This window comes from Paraburkholderia sp. SECH4, assembly GCF_030511745.1.
Classification (GTDB): Bacteria; Pseudomonadota; Gammaproteobacteria; order Burkholderiales; family Burkholderiaceae; genus Paraburkholderia; species Paraburkholderia madseniana.
The window spans coordinates 22,145-38,669 of record NZ_JALOCP010000022.1 but is presented as its reverse complement, the minus strand read 5'-3'; the positions used below and the strand labels follow the sequence as shown (position 1 = coordinate 38,669).

The 16,525-nt window shown below is 64.3% G+C and carries 13 protein-coding genes; 7 read left to right on the top strand and 6 right to left on the bottom strand.

The features are described 5' to 3' along the window. The first annotated feature begins 47 nt into the window (after positions 1-47). Entirely contained in the window at positions 48-902 is an 855-nt protein-coding gene (locus tag M0D67_RS25995; protein ID WP_266240308.1) for an ABC transporter substrate-binding protein, read from the top strand. A 10-nt stretch (positions 903-912) separates the two neighbouring features. On the opposite strand, the gene M0D67_RS25990 is transcribed toward M0D67_RS25995, so the two are convergent. Next, complete coding sequence (locus M0D67_RS25990) at positions 913-1,791, bottom strand: LysR substrate-binding domain-containing protein (protein WP_266240307.1); 879 nt, start codon at positions 1,789-1,791, stop codon at positions 913-915. Positions 1,792-1,905: 114 nt separating this feature from the next. On the opposite strand from M0D67_RS25990, the gene argH reads away from it, so the two are divergent. Genes argH through M0D67_RS25970 form a run of 4 tightly spaced genes read left to right on the top strand, consistent with a single transcriptional unit; the run spans position 1,906 to position 5,938 of the window. Next, positions 1,906-3,339, top strand: a complete 1,434-nt coding sequence (argH, locus tag M0D67_RS25985) for an argininosuccinate lyase (RefSeq protein ID WP_266240306.1) — start codon at positions 1,906-1,908, stop codon at positions 3,337-3,339. Positions 3,340-3,386: 47 nt separating this feature from the next. Next, positions 3,387-4,241 (top strand): amino acid ABC transporter permease, encoded by an 855-nt coding sequence (locus M0D67_RS25980; RefSeq protein WP_154560820.1) that lies wholly within the window; start codon positions 3,387-3,389, stop codon positions 4,239-4,241. A 32-nt stretch (positions 4,242-4,273) separates the two neighbouring features. Further along, positions 4,274-5,038, top strand: a complete 765-nt coding sequence (locus M0D67_RS25975) for an amino acid ABC transporter ATP-binding protein (RefSeq protein ID WP_154560802.1) — start codon at positions 4,274-4,276, stop codon at positions 5,036-5,038. 60 nt (positions 5,039-5,098) lie between these two features. After that, positions 5,099-5,938, top strand: a complete 840-nt coding sequence (locus M0D67_RS25970) for an ABC transporter substrate-binding protein (RefSeq protein WP_266240305.1) — start codon at positions 5,099-5,101, stop codon at positions 5,936-5,938. A 146-nt stretch (positions 5,939-6,084) separates the two neighbouring features. Here the strand turns inward: M0D67_RS25970 and M0D67_RS25965 are convergent, their stop codons facing one another. Further along, complete coding sequence (locus tag M0D67_RS25965; protein WP_266240304.1) at positions 6,085-7,005, bottom strand: LysR family transcriptional regulator; 921 nt, start codon at positions 7,003-7,005, stop codon at positions 6,085-6,087. A 129-nt stretch (positions 7,006-7,134) separates the two neighbouring features. Between M0D67_RS25965 and M0D67_RS25960 the strand changes: the two genes are divergently transcribed. Together M0D67_RS25960 and M0D67_RS25955 are read left to right on the top strand one after the other, a co-directional pair. Continuing rightward, positions 7,135-7,884, top strand: a complete 750-nt coding sequence (locus M0D67_RS25960; RefSeq protein WP_266240303.1) for an SDR family NAD(P)-dependent oxidoreductase — start codon at positions 7,135-7,137, stop codon at positions 7,882-7,884. A 54-nt stretch (positions 7,885-7,938) separates the two neighbouring features. Then, a complete protein-coding gene (locus tag M0D67_RS25955; RefSeq protein ID WP_266240302.1) occupies positions 7,939-8,478 on the top strand; it encodes a carboxymuconolactone decarboxylase family protein in 540 nt (179 codons plus the stop codon). A gap of 291 nt (positions 8,479-8,769) precedes the next feature. Here M0D67_RS25955 and M0D67_RS25950 read toward each other — a convergent pair whose 3' ends face one another. From M0D67_RS25950 to M0D67_RS25935, 4 genes are all read right to left on the bottom strand, one after another. Then, positions 8,770-10,803, bottom strand: coding sequence for a bifunctional DedA family/phosphatase PAP2 family protein (locus tag M0D67_RS25950; protein WP_266240301.1), 2,034 nt, complete (start codon positions 10,801-10,803; stop codon positions 8,770-8,772). 63 nt (positions 10,804-10,866) lie between these two features. Then, entirely contained in the window at positions 10,867-13,965 is a 3,099-nt protein-coding gene (locus M0D67_RS25945; protein WP_266240300.1) for an efflux RND transporter permease subunit, read from the bottom strand. Positions 13,966-14,014: 49 nt separating this feature from the next. Continuing rightward, positions 14,015-15,079 carry an efflux RND transporter periplasmic adaptor subunit gene (locus M0D67_RS25940; RefSeq protein WP_266240299.1) on the bottom strand — a complete coding sequence of 355 codons (1,065 nt, stop codon included), beginning with the start codon at positions 15,077-15,079 and terminating at the stop codon, positions 14,015-14,017. Further along, entirely contained in the window at positions 15,076-16,467 is a 1,392-nt protein-coding gene (locus M0D67_RS25935; RefSeq protein ID WP_171927335.1) for a TolC family protein, read from the bottom strand. The genes M0D67_RS25940 and M0D67_RS25935 overlap by 4 nt, the downstream gene beginning before the upstream one ends. Positions 16,468-16,525: the final 58 nt, after the last annotated feature.

Genomic DNA, 16,525 nt, shown 5'->3' with positions numbered 1-16,525 from the left:
CAATGGTTTCGATGACAAGCGTTCAATTCTTTAAAGGTATGTCCTCCATGTCCAAGCTGAACCCGCTGCGCGCTGCGTCCCGTTTGATGGCAGTCTGCCTGTCGACCTTTCTCTTCGGCGCTGCTGCCCACGCGCAAGCGTTGCCTGATTCGATCGCCAAGGCCAAGGTCATCAAGGTCGCGGTGAACTCGATCTACCCGCCGATGGAATACAAAGACCCGGAGAGCGGCGAACTGACCGGCTTCGATATCGACCTCGGCAATGCGATTGCAAAACAACTCGGCGTCAAGCTGGACTGGCAGGAGTCGGCGTTTGAACAATTGCTGCCCTCGCTCGCTACCGGGCGTGTGGACATGGTGCTGAGCGGATTGAGCGACGTGCCGGGGCGCCGCGATACGGCGGATTTTCTCGATTACCTGAATTCAGGCGCACAGTTCTACATTCTGACCGGCGCGCATGGCGGCGAGATCCGGCAGTCGGCGGATCTGTGCGGAAAGGCGGTCGGTACGAGTCGCAGCACGTCATTCCCGGCAGACACCGCAGCATGGAGTGCGAAGAACTGCGTCGGCAAGACGCCGGTCACGGTGGTGGGTACGGAAGACACGTCATCCGCGCGTATGCAGTTGAAGCAGGGGCGAATCGTGGCGGGTGTGCAGGGCAGCGAAACCCTGCCGTACGCAATGAAGCTCGAACCGAACACCTACAAGCCCATTGGCGAACCGTTCGCGGCTTCGCCTGAAGGCATCGCCTTTGCGAAGTCCAGCGCGAAGCTGCGCGATGCGGTGCGGGCCGCGCTCGACAAGCTGGTCGCGAACGGCACATACAGTGCGATCGTGGCGAAGTGGGGGCTGCAATCGAGCGCGGTTCAGCAGGTGACGATGAACGGTGCGAAGGACCATTGAAGCACCTGGGTCACTCCACGTTCTCGCTCAACCACATGGCGAATGCCGACACGAGCGGCGTATCGGACAGCTCCTGCCGGGACACCAGGTAATACGCGTGTCTCGACGGCACGGTGATGCTGAACGGCCGGATCAGCGTGCCGTCCATCAGGTCGTCCCGCACCGAGAAACTGTCGCCGAGCGCCACACCCTGACCGTGAATCGCCGCTTCGATACCGATATGCGCATTGCCGATTTCAAGAATCCTGATGCCCTCGAGTTTGTCTGCCGACGCATGCGCGAGCCATCGCATCCACGATCCCGAGTGCTCGCAAAACAGCGCTTTGCCCGCGAGATCTTCGGTCTTGCGGATCGCGTTGGGACCGTTCATCAGGGCGGGACTGACCACCGGAAACAGCGATGGATGCGTAATCAGCGTGACGTGGCGATCGCGCCAGCGGCCTTCTCCGTAGCGCACGCATACGTCGACATCGGGCGAATACACTTCGCGGTCGTCGTTGGAGGGGATCACTTTCAGATTGATCGCCGGGTACTGGTCGAGAAACTCGCCGATGTGCCGGGCCATCCAGCGTGACGTGAACAGCAGCGGCGTGGACACGACGAGATCGCCGGCCATCTCGGGTGAGTCCAGTTTGACCACGGCGTTGGCGATCATGTCGAACGCGTTTTTGACGGGCTGCAGCAAGGCCTCGCCTTCGCGCGTCAGTTTCACGCGCGCCTTTGATCTGACGAACAGCGTAACGCCGAGTGACTCTTCGAGAATGCGGATCTGATGGCTGACCGCGCTGGCGGTCACGTGCAACTCCTGCGCGGCGCCGGCCACGCTCGAGCGCCGCGCGGCGGCTTCGAACGCACGAAGAGGATTGAGCGGTGGCAGACGGTTTCTCATGAGGCGGGAAGAGATGCTGAGAAAAATTTCATTTGACCGGAATTTAATTCTCGCTACAAGAAGAAAAACTGGATACGTACAGTGGAGTCAACTTAACGGAGGGGACTAGCAGCGATGAATATTTCTGAACCGATCGAGCGTTTGTGGGGCGGGCGTTTCAAGTCGGGGCCGTCGGCGGTGCTCAAGGCGCTATCGCGTTCGGATCCGAGCTTCTTCCGGCTCGCGCCGTACGATCTGGCCGGTTCCCGCGCGCATGCGCAGGAACTGCGCCGCGCGCAGATCCTGACCGAAGAAGAATTGCAGCAACTGCTGGGCGAAATGGACCGGCTGCAAGCGCAGTACCTTGCAGGCGAGATCGGACCGTCGCAGGATGACGAGGACGTGCACACGTTCCTCGAACGCGAATTGACGCAACGTTTGGGCGCTACCGGCGGCAAGCTGCGCGCGGGCCGTTCGCGCAACGACCAGGCGGCCAACGACCTGCGCCTGTTCCTGCGCGACAAGGCACGCACGCTGGCGCACGCGGTGATCGATTTGCAGAACGCACTGATCGAACAGGCCGATGCGCACACCCGCAGCGTGACGGCGGGCTTTACCCATCTGCAGCCGGCGCAGCCGGTCGTGTTCGCGCATCATTTGCTGGCGCACGCGCAGTCGATTTACCGCGACGTCGATCGCCTGGTGGACTGGGACCGGCGCAGCGCGCGCTCGCCGCTGGGCGCGGCAGCGCTGGCGGGCTCGGCGATCTGCCTCAGCCCGGAGTTGTCAGCCACCGAGCTCGGCTACGACGCACCCTGCGAAAACTCGATCGACGCCGTCGCTTCACGCGATCACGTGGCGGAGTTCGTGTTCATTGCGAGCATGCTGTCGGTGAATCTGTCGCGACTGTCGGAGGAAGTGATCCTGTGGACGACACGGCAGTTCGGCTGGGTCGTGTTGGACGATGGCTACGCCACGGGCAGCTCGATCATGCCGCAGAAGAAGAACTCGGATATCGCGGAGCTCACGCGCGGCAAGGCGGGACGACTGATCGGCAATCTTGGCGGCCTGCTGGCGACGCTGAAGTCGCTGCCGCTCGCGTACAACCGCGATCTGGCGGAAGACAAGATCGCCGCGTTCGACAGCATCGACACGCTGGAGTTGGTATTGCCCGCGATGGCTGGCATGATCCGCACGATGCAGGTGAACGTGGCCGAGATGCGCCGCCAGGCGCCGCTGGGTTTCACGCTCGCCACGGAGGTAGCCGACTGGCTCGCGCTGCGCGGTATTCCGTTCAGCGAGGCGCACGAGATCACGGGCGCGCTGGTGAGGGCGTGTGAAGAGCAGGGCATCGAGCTGGGTGAGGTGTCGGTGGCGACGTTGGCCCAGGTGGATGCGCGGCTGGAGGCGTCGGTGCTGGAACACGTGACGCTCGAAGCCGCAGTGGCCGCGCGCAGCGGCTACGGCGGCACGGCACCGGCTCGCGTGGAAGAGCAGATCACCCGGCTGCGTGTGGCGATCGACAAGCAGACCGCGTGGGCGGCCGACTACAGGGGGCCATCATGGTAAGCGTTTCCAACGATAGAGCGGCACTGCCCGCGGAGGCTCAGAAGCAGATGACAGAGATGAGTGAGGACGTCACCGACATTTCGCATCTGGAACATGTACGGCGCCGCTACTGGGGCCGTTATGTGGCCTCAGCGGCAATCATCGCGTTGATTGGGTACGTGGTGCTGGCGTTCGCGCACGGCCAGATCGAATGGCGTTACGTCGCGCGGTTCCTGACGGCGCGCTCGATCCTGAACGGCCTCGTCAACACAATCGTGATGACGGTGCTGGCGATGGTGCTGGGCGTGGTGCTCGGCGTGATCACCGCGATCATGCGGCTGTCGCCCAATCCGGTGTTGCAGACGGTCGCGCAAGGCTATGTGTGGCTGTTTCGCGGCACACCGGTGATCCTGCAACTGCTGCTGTGGTTCAACCTGGCGCTGGTGTTTCCGTCGATGGGCATCCCGGGCCTGTTCGAATTCCGCACGGTGGACGTCATGACGCCGTTCCTCGCGGCGTTGCTGGGTCTAGGGATCAACCAGGGGGCGTACACCTCGGAAGTGGTGCGCGCGGGGCTGCTGTCGGTGGACACGGGTCAGTATGAAGCGGCCAAGTCGATCGGCATGCCGCGGCTGCAGGCGCTGCGCCGGGTGATTCTGCCGCAGGCGATGCGGGTGATCGTGCCGCCGATCGGCAACGAGCTGGTGGGGATGGTGAAGCTGACGTCACTCGCGAGCGTGATCCAGTACGCGGAGATGCTGCACAACGCCGAGAACATCTACTACGCGAATGCACGGGTGATCGAGCTGCTGATGGTGGCCGGGGTCTGGTATCTGGTGGTGGTGACGGTGTTGTCGTTCGCGCAGTCGCGGGTGGAGCGGCACTACGCCCGCGGGGCGGGACGTGCATCGGGCCGGCAATGAAGGCGCCGGTGACGACAGGACAAGGAGCCGAAATGAATTCAATCGTTCGCGCGGTCGACGTGCGCAAGTCATATGGCGAGTTCAAGGCGTTGCAGGGCATCACGCTGGATGTGGCCAAAGGCGAGGTGCTGTGCGTGATCGGGCCGTCGGGCTCGGGCAAGAGCACGTTCCTGCGCTGTATCAACCAGCTTGAGAAGATCAACGACGGGGCGCTGTGGGTGAACGGCGAACTGGCGGGCTACCGGCGGGTGGGCAACCGGCTGCACGAACTCTCTGAGCGGCAGGTGGCGCGCCAGCGTCTGGCGACCGGCATGGTGTTCCAGAAATTCAACCTGTTCCCGCACAAGACGGTGCTGGAGAACGTGATCGAAGGTCCCGTGCAGGTTCTCAAGCGGCGGCGCGCGGAGGCGGAAGAAGAGGCGCGTTCGTTGCTCAAGCGGGTAGGGCTCGCTCACAAGTGCGATGCATTTCCGGTGGAACTGTCCGGTGGACAGCAGCAACGGGTGGCGATTGCACGTGCACTGGCGATGCATCCGCAACTGATGTTGTTCGACGAACCGACCTCGGCGTTGGACCCGGAACTGGTGGGCGAGGTGCTGGCGGTGATGCGGGATCTCGCGAAAAGCGGCATGACGATGATCGTGGTGACGCATGAACTGGGCTTTGCACGCGAGGTGGCCAACCGGGTGGTCTTCATGGATCAGGGGCAGGTGGTGGAAACCGGCACGCCTGATCAGGTGCTCGGGCAGCCAAAACATAAACGTACGCAGGATTTCATCTCGGCCGTGCTTTCCTGATCACAACCGCGGGTTCCGGCTGGGACCCGTTTTTCAGATTCTTCTAACAAGCGAGTTTCTATGAACGCGTCCCTTCGTTTGCGTGAATGGTTCACCCTGGTAGTTGGCGTCGTGGCGCTGCATGCGCCGCTGCTTCATGCGCAAACTGCTTCGTCAATTGGCAAGAGCACGCTCGTCGCGGCGATCGTGCCGAACTATCCGCCGTTCGAATACAAGGACCCAGCCACCGACAAGCTGATGGGCTTCGACGTCGATCTCGGCGAAGCACTCGCCGCTAAGCTCGGCGTCAAGCTCGAGTGGCAGGAAACCAGCTTCGACCAGATGATGAGCGCGCTGACGACGAAGCGCGTCGACGTGATCCTGTCGGGCATGACCGATCTTCCCGAGCGCCGCGGGGCGGTGAACTTCCTTGACTACATCACGACCGGTCCGCAGTTCTACACGACGAAGGCGCGTGCGGGAGAGTTCGCGACGATGGATGCGTTGTGTGGCAAGACCGTCGGAACGAGCCGCCGCACATCGTTTGTGAACGATGCCGCGAAGTGGAGCGATGAGCATTGCGTGAAGGCAGGTAAGCCGCCCATCAAGGTAATCGGTACGGATGGCTCGTCGGACGCGCGCATGCAGTTGCGCCAGAACCGGATCGATGCGGCGGTGCAGGGCGGCGAAACTTTGCCGTACCAGAACTCGATTGAGCAGAATGCGTACGCGCCGATCGGCCAGCCATTCCTGTCGCAGTACACCGCGCTCGGTATGTCGAAGGACAACGCGGCGCTCAATACGGCGTTGACCAATGCGTTCAACCAACTGATCGCCGACGGCACTTACCAGAAGATCCTGGCGAAATGGGGTTTGCAGCAACACGCCGTGCCGAAGGCGCTCGTTAACGCCGGGACGTGATACGGGCGTAGGCCCCGCTCAAACCGTTATCACGCTCGACAGATGGTCTGCCCGCGCCGCTGGCTCCCCGAGCCAGCGGCCCACGGTAGCGGGCTTGAGCGCTTCGATGCCGCTGAGCGTTGTCTGCCAGTGCTTGGCGTCGACTTTCAGCTCCGGGCCATCGCCTTGCCGACATGTTCGGCAAACGCTTTGACCTTGGCCGAATGCCGGCGCTCCAGTGGGCTCACCAGATGGATCGGGATGGGGATCGTTTCCCAGTCCGGCAACATCCGCTGCACTTCGCCACTGGCTAACTCGTCATCGAACAGCCACGTCGGCGAATAGCCGATACCCATACCCGCGAGCACCGAGGCCCGCATGACCTCGCTGCTGTTGGTTTGCAGATTACCTTCGACCCGCACGATGCGCGTGGTTCCCACCGGATCTGTCGCGCCGGGTCCTGCCGTAAAACGCCACGCGTTGCGCATCGCCAGTTCGGTGTAGACGATGCAGTTGTGCCCACTCAAGTCGTCGGGGGCGCGTGGCGCTTTCGTTCCTTTGGGCAGTGAGCGCACGTAGCTGCGATGCGCCATCAACATTCGCTGGGCCGTTCCCACGCGACGCGCGATCAGGCTGCTGTCCGGCAGATCGCCGAGCCGCACCGCGACGTCGATCCCCTGTTCCACGAGATCGACAAAACCATCGCTCAGGCGCAGGTCGATCTTCACACCCCGATGCTCTGCCAGAAACGACTGAACCAATGGCATGAGCTTGAGGCGCCCGAAACCGACTGACGCCGCGATCCGCAGCCAGCCCGTCAGTTGCTGCTCGCCGCGCCGCAGCGCGCCTTCGGCCTCCGCGATTTCCGCGACGAGGCGCCGCGCCTGTTCGAAATAGTGTTCACCTTCTTCGGTCAGAGCAAGCGAACGCGTGGTTCGCGTCAGCAGCCGCGCGCCCAGCTCGCGCTCGAGTGCCGCGACCTGTTTGCTCACTGCGCTCTGCGTCGTGTCGGCCTCGTGCGCGACCGCGGAAAAGCTGCCGGCCTCCACCACGCGCACGAACGTCTTCATTGCCTGCAGCTTGTCCATTTTGCTCAATATATTCCTTTGTGGAATCAGTGATATGAGCATACACCATCTATATCCCCAATCTGGAATCAGTCAAAGTGCAGTCATCGCAAACGCGATTCGACACAACCCAACTCAAGGAGTACCGACATGAACTCACCCGTCGTCCTTATCACTGGCGCGCTGACCGGCATCGGCCGCGCTACCGCTCTTGCTTTTGCTCGCGAAGGAAACCGCGTGGTCGTCAGCGGCCGGCGCGAAGAAGCAGGCCAGGCGCTTGCCGCCGAATTGCGTGCGCTTGGCGCCGAAGCCGAATTCCTGCGCGCCGATGTGCGCTTCGAAGCGGAAGTACGCAGCTTGGTCGAGCAAACCGTGGCGCGTTTCGGACGCATCGACGTGGCCGTCAACAACGCCGGCACGGAAGGTCAACTGGCGCCGATCGTCGAGCAGACGGCAGCCAACTACGAAGACACGTTCTCGGTCAACGTGCTCGGCACGCTGCTGTCGCTCAAGCACGAAATGCGCGTGATGCTGGCGCAGGGCGCGGGTTCGATCATCAATCTCTCGTCGATCGCGGGCCAGGTCGGTATTGCGGGTGCGTCCGTCTACGCAGCCAGCAAGCATGCGGTCGAAGGTCTCACGAAGAGCGCGGCGCTCGAAGGCGCTGCCGCAGGCGTGCGCGTCAACGCCGTGGCGCCGGGTCCTGTCGCGACCGAAATGCTCGACCGTTTTGTCGGCGGGAGCGAGGAGGGCAAGGCCGGTTTCCTCTCAACGATACCGGCGCGACGCGCCGCGACCCCGGATGAAATCGCCCAGACCATCGTCTTCCTTGCGAGCGACAAGGCGCGCTACCTCACCGGACAGAACATTGCAGTCGACGGCGCCTATACCGCGCAATAACGCACGGGTTTTTCCACCTGGCTTTATTCATCTTTTCTACTCAGGAGCATCACCATGACCACCATCAATGTCCCGACGCGCGACGAAGTTTCCCCGGCTAACCAGGCCATCTTCGACAAGCTCAAGAGCAGTCTCGGCACAGTGCCCAACCTGTACGCGACGCTCGCCCATTCGGAGCATGCGCTCGGCAATTACCTCGCGTTCCAGAACGCGAAGAGCAGTATCACCGGCAAGGCGCGCGAAATCGTGAACCTCGTCGTGAGCCAGGTCAACGGCTGTGAATACTGTCTGGCCGCACACACCATGATCGGCAAGATGAACGGCTTCACCGACGAACAGATTCTCGAAATCCGCGGTGGCAAGGCAAGTTTCGACGCGAAGTTCGACGCGCTCGCGCGCCTGGTGAAGAACATCGCGGTCAACCGCGGGCACGCCGATCAGGCGCTTTTGGATGCGTTCTTCACTGCGGGCTGGACCAAGGCCAATCTGGTCGACACGATCGTCGTGATCGGCGACAAAACCGTCACTAACTATCTGCACGCAACGACGCACGTACCGGTGGACTTCCCCGCTGCGCCGCAACTCGCTGCCTGATGGTTGCAGCCGGACAAGGCACGGTGCTCATGAGATGCCCGCATTGCCCGGCTGACTGGAGTGTTACGGTAGATCTACGGCGGTGATAGGTGAGGCTACACCACAATCTCGGCAGCAACGCGTGCACAAGCTCGGACGACAGGTCCATAAAGAGGCTCACGAAGCCGAGCGCCCATACCGTGCGCGGAATGGCGATTCTGGTGGCGGAAGGCGTGTCAGGCGTCATAGCGTGTCATGGGTTAAGAGAGTCCGGGCAGCAGATTGAATCATGATCGTTCGCGGCTCAGTGTTTCAATGGGGAGCTTCGGAAGCGCCCGGCAAGACCAGCACCGCGCGCCGGACCGTCCCGCTTTCGGACGCCGTACGATTCAACGTCTGCATTCCCGAAGGGAGCAGTTGAGGAATGGCGGGGGCATCCGGCCAGATCGTGCTGGCGCCCAGCGTGGCGAAGTGCCACGGCTGCTGGAAGGCTTCCTGATACAGCGCGCCGTACCAGATCGGCCCATCGGTCACGCCATCGGCCCCGGTGCCGATCGCCAACCGGTAACGGGACCGCCACAACCGCAGCACTAACCGGTTCATCGGCCGCCGCGGATCGAATTTCACAAATACCAGTTCAGCGCTCTTACCTTCCGAGAGTTTCTGCAATACGGGCAACGCGGCCACCGGAGTCTTCGGCGACAGCCACAGCAAGGCAGACCTGGCGGACCACGCCGTTGCCGCTTGCCAGCCCGCCGACTCAAGGCGATGCACGATCGCACTGGAATCTGCGGCCCATTGCAATGGCAGATATTCTTCCTCGTCACCGCTCAGCTCGATCCGGCGGCCCGGCAGCACACGCCATCCTTCGTCCACCCAGTGGCTGAGCGTGAGCACCGTTTCGTGCCTTGCCGGGCTATACCTGGCAAGGTCGGACTGCAGATGTTCCGGGTTCGTCCAGGGACCGAAGATGGCGAGCACCGCACCAACGATGAAGGCCAATGCCTTCGGATGCACGTCGTCGCGCACCCGCTGATAGGTGTAGGCGCCGGCCAGTACCGCAAACCACGCGAGCCCGAGGCTCCAGCCGCCCAGCACGTCCGCCAGCCAGTTTTCCCCGAGATACAGGCGGGCAAACCCGGTGAGCGCGACCCAGATCGCGACGACCGTGATGACGGCGCTGCGCCAGAGGGGCGCCTGCCGGCTCACCAGCAGCCAGGCGAGAAAACCGTACACGAGCAGATTGAACGTGACATTGCCGCTCGGCAACGGCGTATGCGCAGCGCCCGCCTGCCAGGTGAACGGGCGCGCATAGTCATACCCGGGTTCGATCACCGGACTCAAGACTCCCGCTATCCCGACCGCGAGAATCCAGTAGCCTGCCGCGTGCCAGCTTCGCCGCACGATAAGCCAGATGAGAACGGCAGCGGCCACCACCAGCCCCACCCACAAGGCACCCAACTCCATCACGCCTGCCATCACGTAGTCGGTCGGTGCCGTGCGCAACGTCTGCAGGAAGGTGTAGATGAGCGTGTCGGCGTGAACCAGCGGATCGTTCGCGAACACGTCCTGCAGGATGCCCAGAAACAGCCAAACGCTGCCAATGAAGAGCGCCGCCAGAACCAGGAGTGTTTGCGCCTCAATTCCGTCCGGACCGGCGATGTCCGATAACCGGCTCGCCAGGCGCGGATACCGGCGACTCAAACGTCGTACAGCCAGTTGCGAAGCGGACCTGACGAGTGGCACGCCGCGCTGGAGCGCAAGACGTGTCAGCCGGACGACCAGCCACAGCAGCGCCGCCAGCAGGAGCAGCATCGCGGCGAGGCGCCCACTGACCGCTTCGGCGAGTTGTGCCGACGCGCCAAACACGATCCCCGGGCCGATATGGGCCGGCGACCAGGCCAGCGCAGATGCGATGTTGATCGGATAGAACCTGCGCCGCGGCATGTGCGCCGTGCCGACCACAAGCGGAACGATCGCGCGCACGGGCGCGACGAAGCGGGCCAGCACGATACTTTTCCCGCCGTGCCGTTGAACGAAACGCTCGCCAAGTTCCCAGACCGCCTCGTGTCCCTTCGCCACCCACCAAGCGCGCACTTCGCGGTGATACCGGTGGCCAAGCTCGAAGCTGATCCCGTCGCCCGCCACGGCGCCGAGTGCGCCGACGGCGAGCGTCACCCATCCGTTAAGCGCACCGGCCCCGATCAGCGTGCCCGCGGTGAACATCACGATACCCGCGGGGATGAATGTCCCGACAACGGCCAGTGATTCCGCGCACGCGACACCGAACACGACGGCGAGAACGAGCCACGGATGGGCACCAATGCTGGCAAGCAACGCGTGCATATGCGGTTCCGGTTAAGTGCGGGTTTTGCGAGAGCGCATGGATCGCCAGTTCGATGACGCGGCTTACGGTTCCGCCAGCGTGTCGCGCTCGAAGCGGCCATAGCGCAACGCCAGCGTCGGCAGGACAATCAGGTTCAGGATCGTGGAGGTCGTCAGTCCGCCGAGAATGACGATCGCCATCGGCCCCTCGATCTCGTTGCCGGCCGCGCCACTGGTCAGTGCAAGCGGCAGCAAGGCGAGCCCGGTCACGAGCGCGGTCATCAGGATCGGTATCAGCCGCTCGGACGCGCCACGCACGGCCGTCTCCATGCCCCAGGGCATTTCGTCGATATGCACCAGATGTTCGTAGTGGCTGATCAGCATGATCGAGTTGCGCAGCGAGATGCCAAACAGGGTGACGAAACCGACCATGCCGCCCAGTGACAGGTCGCCGCCGCCGAGCGTCACGCTGAGCACCCCGCCCACCAGCGCGAACGGCAGGTTTACCATCACCAGCACGACAGCTCGCCGGCTCCTCATCGCGAGGAACAGCAGCAGTGCGATGCCGACGATGGACATCGCGCCATACGCAAGCAGGTCGCGCTGCGACTGCGTGCGCGCTTCGCTTTCGCCCGTGAACACGGCGTACGTGCCTTTGGGCATCACGATGTCGCGATTCACCCGCGCCTGCGCTTCACTCACGAAATCGCTCACCGCGCGGCTGCCGAGATTGACCGAGACCGTCTGCATCCGGCGGCCGCCGTCGTGCGTGATCTGATACCGGCCGGAGACCTGGCCGATGGCCGCCAGTTCGCGCAACGGCACGGCCAGCCCATCCGGATTGCGCAGCATCAGTGCGCCGACGTCGTCCAGATTCCTGCGCGCGTCGGGCGCGAGAACCACGGTGACGTCGTAAGGCCGGCTGCCTTCATAGGTTTGCGCAACCGTGCTCCCCTGATACGCGCTCTGGATTGCATCGAGAACGTCGACTGGCCGGAAGCCCCAGCGGCTCAACTGGTCAGGCTTCAGTCTGACGTCAAGCTCTGGAATGCCCGGCGGCGATTCCACCCGAACGCTCGCCGCGCCGCGGATCCCACCCAGCAATCGCGCGATGTCCTGCGCCTTGCGATCGATCACATCGAGGTTGTCGCCGAAGACGTTGACCGCAACGGGCGCCGTCACGCCCGAAATGGTCTCGTCGATCCGTTCGACCAGAAACGTATTGACCGAGGTGGTGAGGCCTGGAAAGCGGGCGAGCGTTTCCTGGATGTGGTACAGGATCGCACTCTGCCGGGCGGCGCTCATCGGCTTGAGGTCGACCTCGAACTCGCTCAACTGCACGCCGACCGGATCGACGACCTCGTTGGCGCGGCCAGCACGCTGCGCGACCAGCCGCACCCCTGGCACCTGCATCAGCGCTGCTGAGACCTGCGTGCCGATGCGCATCGATTCGGCGAGTGACGTGCCAGGCGCCAGGCCCATGTGCACGATGTAGTGTCCCTCGCGCAGCTCGGGAATGAAGTTGCCGCGCAGGAACGGCACGGCGGACAATGCCGCCACGCACATCACGATGACCGCTACCATGACCGCCTTCACGCGCTGCTCGACCTTCAGCAGCAACGCGGCGTAGCGCGCCTTCAGCCACGTGAGCAGACGCGGCTCGTGAGCCGGCAGCGGCCCGCGCGCCAGCAGCTCGAGTGCCATCGCCGGCGTGAGCGTGAGCGCGACGCCCAGCGACGCCAGCACCGCGAGGATGTAGGCGACGCCCAGCGGCGCGAACAGCTTGCCGGCTATGCCCGAGAGCTTCAGCACCGGCAGGAAGATCAGCATCACGATGAAGGTTGCGAACACGACCGCACTTCGCACCTCGAGCGAAGCGCGCAGCACCACGCGAAACGCCGCCAATGGCGCGGGCCGGTTGCGGTTCTCGCGCAGCCGCCGGTAGATGTTCTCGACGTCGATGATCGCATCGTCGACCACTTCGCCGAGCGCGATCGCGAGGCCGCCGAGCGTCATCGTGTTCAGGCTCACGCCGAACGACGTCAGCACGATGATCGCGACCAGCAGCGAGAGCGGAATCGCGACGGCGGAAATGACCGCGGTCCTGACATTGAGCAGGAACAGGAACAGCACCGCGATTACCAGCACCGCACCGACCAGCAGCGCGGTGCGCAGGTGGCCGACCGCCGCGTCGATGAAGTTGGCCGGCCGGAACACATCCGAGTTCAGGTCGACGCCTTGCTGGGTCAGCGCCGGCTTGAGCGCGGCGAGCGTCTTCTCGATGTCCTTCGTGACAGTCAGCGTGTTGGTGCCGTACTGGCTTTCGAGGACCAGCATCACGCCGGGTGTGCCCATGATCGATGCGGCACCGACCGCGGGCGCGCTACCCCAGGTGAGCGTCGCGACGTCGCCGAGCCGCACGGCTGCGCCACTGCTCCAGCGCAGGACCACACCGGCCATGGCGTCGGGTGTCCGGATCTGTCCATCGGTATTGATGGCGATGCGCTGATTCGCGCTCTCGATGAAGCCCGCGCCGCGTACGCCGGTGGACGTCCGGGCCGCAGCGATCACGTCCTGGATCGACATGCCGTAGCGCATCAGCTTCGCCGGATCGACCTGAATCTGCAACTGCCGCGTGTCGCCGCCGAACACGATGGCATCCGCGACGCCCGGCACACTCAACAGTTGCGGCTTGACTGTCCACAGCGCGATGTCGTACAGGTCCATCAGCGAACGGGTCTTCGAGGTCAGGCCAATGGTCCGCACGACACTCGTCGTGGTCGTGAGCGGCAGGAGCCTCGGCGGCTGCACGCCTGCAGGCAGCGTTGCGGCCAGCGCGTTGACGCGCTCGGACACGAGTTGCCGGACCTGCAGCAGGTTCGCATGACTGTCGAACACCACCGTGATCGCGGACAGCCCCTGCAGCGACTTCGAACGCATCGACTGCAGGCCGACCATGCCCGCGAGCGCGTTTTCGACAGGCTGGGTCACCAGCGTCTCGACCTGCTCGCTCGTGAGGCCGGGCGCCTCGGTTTGCACAATGCTCATCGGCGGAGCGAACTCCGGAAACACATCGAGCTTCGCGCGCGTGAGCGTATAAAGGCCATAGCCGGCCAGCAGCACGGCCAGCGCGTAAATGACGCCGCGAAAGCGCAGCGAGAATCGGATGATGGCGTTAAGCATCGGCGGCAGAGGCGTGCGGTGTGGGCGAAGTGGGAAACCGATCCGCGGATCAGTCGTCGCACTCCGGCGGATCCTTGCACGCCGTCGCAATGCCCTGTGGCCGCAGTTCCTGGGAGAGCAGCAACTGCGCGCCATGCATCACCACTTCATCGCCCGCGTGAAAACCATCGGTCACGACGAAGCCCTGATCGCTGGCAGAAGCGTCCGGCACGTAACGTCGCGTGAAGCGATCGGGTGCTGTACGCACATAGACCCATAGCTGTCCGCCGTACCAGATTACGGCAGGTTCGGGAATCACGAGGGCGGACACGCTCCGGTTCGACGCCGGCACATGCGCGGCGGTGTGAGTCCCCACGGGCAACGCGCGCCCGGCCGTGTAGAAATACGGGTTACCCTGGACCGCCGGATCGCCTTGCGGCGAGGCAGAGAGTTTCTGTGCCGCGACCGGCTGGCCGTCCGGCGCGTCGACCTTGATGCGCTCGGGCGGGGCACCGCTGTAGCCGGCGGGCAACGTCACGCGCAATACGACCGCGCGGCCGGTGAGCAGGCGCTGGAACAGATCCGAAGCTGGCGTGCTCGCGGCGCTCGCGAGCGCATCGCCGAACTGCTGCCGCAGCGTCGCGTCCAGCCCGCTTTGCGCCGCTTCGGCCGACTGGAGCTTCGCCTGATCGCCCTGCATGGCCGCTCGCGCATCCTGCAGGCTCTTCTGCGAGACGTTGCGATCGTCTTCGAACAGCACGCGGTTGCGCTCGTATTGCGCGTGCGAATTGCCGGCCTGTGCGCGCAGCGTGTCGTAGTCCGCCCGCGCGGCCGCGAGCCGGTTGCGCAGATCGAACAGCGGCTGCAGGTCGACCACCGTCGCGTATGCGGTGTTCTCAGACTGGATGGCGACGACCGCGAGCGGCGCGACATCGATATGGCTGGCGCGCTGCACGTCGGCGGCCACCACGACCACCGTTTCGCCGTTCACCGTCTGCACGGACGGCTGGGCGGCGGCCTGTGCAGGGGCGCCCGGCCTCGGTTGACTGGCAACGAGTGTCTGGTAGATGAACCAGCTGGCGCCGGCCGCCAGCAGCACGGAGACAACGGAAAGAATGACCAATGTGCGTTTCATCGGGATATCTCTTGTTGGGTCACGGTGGGGTTGGCTGTCTCCGGCGCGAGCGGCCGCTGCATCGCGTCTTCGAGTGCGCCGGCCGCCTGCTGTGCGGCGACCACGGCGTCCAGATGGGCGATCGCGCTCGCCTCGTAGTCCGCCCTGGCTTGCGTGAACGTCAGGCGGTCGCTGATGCCGGCCGCGAAGCCGGCGGCCTGGCTGTCCAGTTGCTTTCGCGCGATGGCCAGCCGTGCGACGGAGAGTTGCACGGCATCGAGGCTCGCCTGGTAATGGGCGAGCGCATGCTCGAGGTCGTTGAAAATCGTGTCCTGCAACGCTGCGGTGCGCGCGGCTGCCTCCTTGCGTTTCGCCTCCGCCTGCGCGATGCCACCCTGGTTCTGGTCGAAGACGGGCAGCGTGATGCCGGCGAGGCCGAAGGCGATCTTGTGCGTACCGGTGTCGTAGGTGTAGCCGGGGCCGAAATGGATGTCCGGATATTGCTTCGCGATCTCGAGCTGCAACGCCGCTTCGGCGGCCGCGTACTCGGCGAGCGATGCCAGCAGATCGGCGCGATGGAAAACCGCCTCGCGCTGCGCGTCGGCGGCGGGTGGCGCAGGTGGCGCGGTAACGAACGCCTCGCCATCGAACTGGATGTCCTCGAGCGTGGTGACCGGCACGCCGATCGCCGTTGCCAGTTGCGCGCGCGCGTCCTGCGCGGCACCGCGTGCGGCGGCAAGATCGCCCTGTGCCTGGGTGGCTGCGAGCACCGCCGCATCGACGTCGGGTCCGGAGTTTTCGCCGACCGAACGGCGCTTCGTGACCATCGCGACGATCTGCTGCTGCGCGTCGGCCTTGCGCGCCAGGATCGCGGTGTGCTGCCGGGCCGCGTAGAGCGAAATCAGCGCGTCACGCACCAGGGCGCGCACCTTCCAGGCCTCGTTGCCGATGGCGAGGCGCGCGGCCTCCGACAGGTGTGACGCCTGGTCGATCCGATAGCCGCGCTTGTGTGCGGTCTCGATTGGAATGTCGAGCGCGGGGCCGACGATCCATGGCGCACCGGGCCCGGGGTTCGGTGTCGCGTACTGGAACGGCAGTTGCAGCACCGGGTTCGGAATCGCGCCCGCGACATCGATGCCCGCTTTGGCGGTGCCCCATTGCGCACGCGCGATATCGAGGGCTGGGCTGTAGTAGTCAGCCGCGAGCGTGAGCATCTCGCGGTCCCAGCGCGGCAAAGGCCACGGGTCGATATCGTGTCCCAACTGCCGCGCGAGGTACGCGCGCAGTTCGGCGTTCGCAAGCGTACGCTCCTCGAAGCTTTGCGCGAGTTGCGTCGGCGCGATGGGCTGCGGGTGGTAAGTCGCGCATCCCGTCAGCATCAGACAGACGAGCACCAACGATCGGCGCATAGCGGCATCCAGGGTCTGTTGGCCATCTGTCCAGATGGCGACAGACGTGGATGCTACG

What these genes read in the sequence shown, in the direction of transcription:
- M0D67_RS25995 (WP_266240308.1), top strand. Translation starts at nt 48, where the DNA reads ATGTCCAAGCTGAACCCGCTGCGCGCTGCGTCCCGTTTGATGGCAGTC.
- M0D67_RS25990 (WP_266240307.1), bottom strand. Translation starts at nt 1,791, where the DNA reads ATGAGAAACCGTCTGCCACCGCTCAATCCTCTTCGTGCGTTCGAAGCC.
- argH (WP_266240306.1), top strand. Translation starts at nt 1,906, where the DNA reads ATGAATATTTCTGAACCGATCGAGCGTTTGTGGGGCGGGCGTTTCAAG.
- M0D67_RS25980 (WP_154560820.1), top strand. Translation starts at nt 3,387, where the DNA reads ATGACAGAGATGAGTGAGGACGTCACCGACATTTCGCATCTGGAACAT.
- M0D67_RS25975 (WP_154560802.1), top strand. Translation starts at nt 4,274, where the DNA reads ATGAATTCAATCGTTCGCGCGGTCGACGTGCGCAAGTCATATGGCGAG.
- M0D67_RS25970 (WP_266240305.1), top strand. Translation starts at nt 5,099, where the DNA reads ATGAACGCGTCCCTTCGTTTGCGTGAATGGTTCACCCTGGTAGTTGGC.
- M0D67_RS25965 (WP_266240304.1), bottom strand. Translation starts at nt 7,005, where the DNA reads ATGGACAAGCTGCAGGCAATGAAGACGTTCGTGCGCGTGGTGGAGGCC.
- M0D67_RS25960 (WP_266240303.1), top strand. Translation starts at nt 7,135, where the DNA reads ATGAACTCACCCGTCGTCCTTATCACTGGCGCGCTGACCGGCATCGGC.
- M0D67_RS25955 (WP_266240302.1), top strand. Translation starts at nt 7,939, where the DNA reads ATGACCACCATCAATGTCCCGACGCGCGACGAAGTTTCCCCGGCTAAC.
- M0D67_RS25950 (WP_266240301.1), bottom strand. Translation starts at nt 10,803, where the DNA reads ATGCACGCGTTGCTTGCCAGCATTGGTGCCCATCCGTGGCTCGTTCTC.
- M0D67_RS25945 (WP_266240300.1), bottom strand. Translation starts at nt 13,965, where the DNA reads ATGCTTAACGCCATCATCCGATTCTCGCTGCGCTTTCGCGGCGTCATT.
- M0D67_RS25940 (WP_266240299.1), bottom strand. Translation starts at nt 15,079, where the DNA reads ATGAAACGCACATTGGTCATTCTTTCCGTTGTCTCCGTGCTGCTGGCG.
- M0D67_RS25935 (WP_171927335.1), bottom strand. Translation starts at nt 16,467, where the DNA reads ATGCGCCGATCGTTGGTGCTCGTCTGTCTGATGCTGACGGGATGCGCG.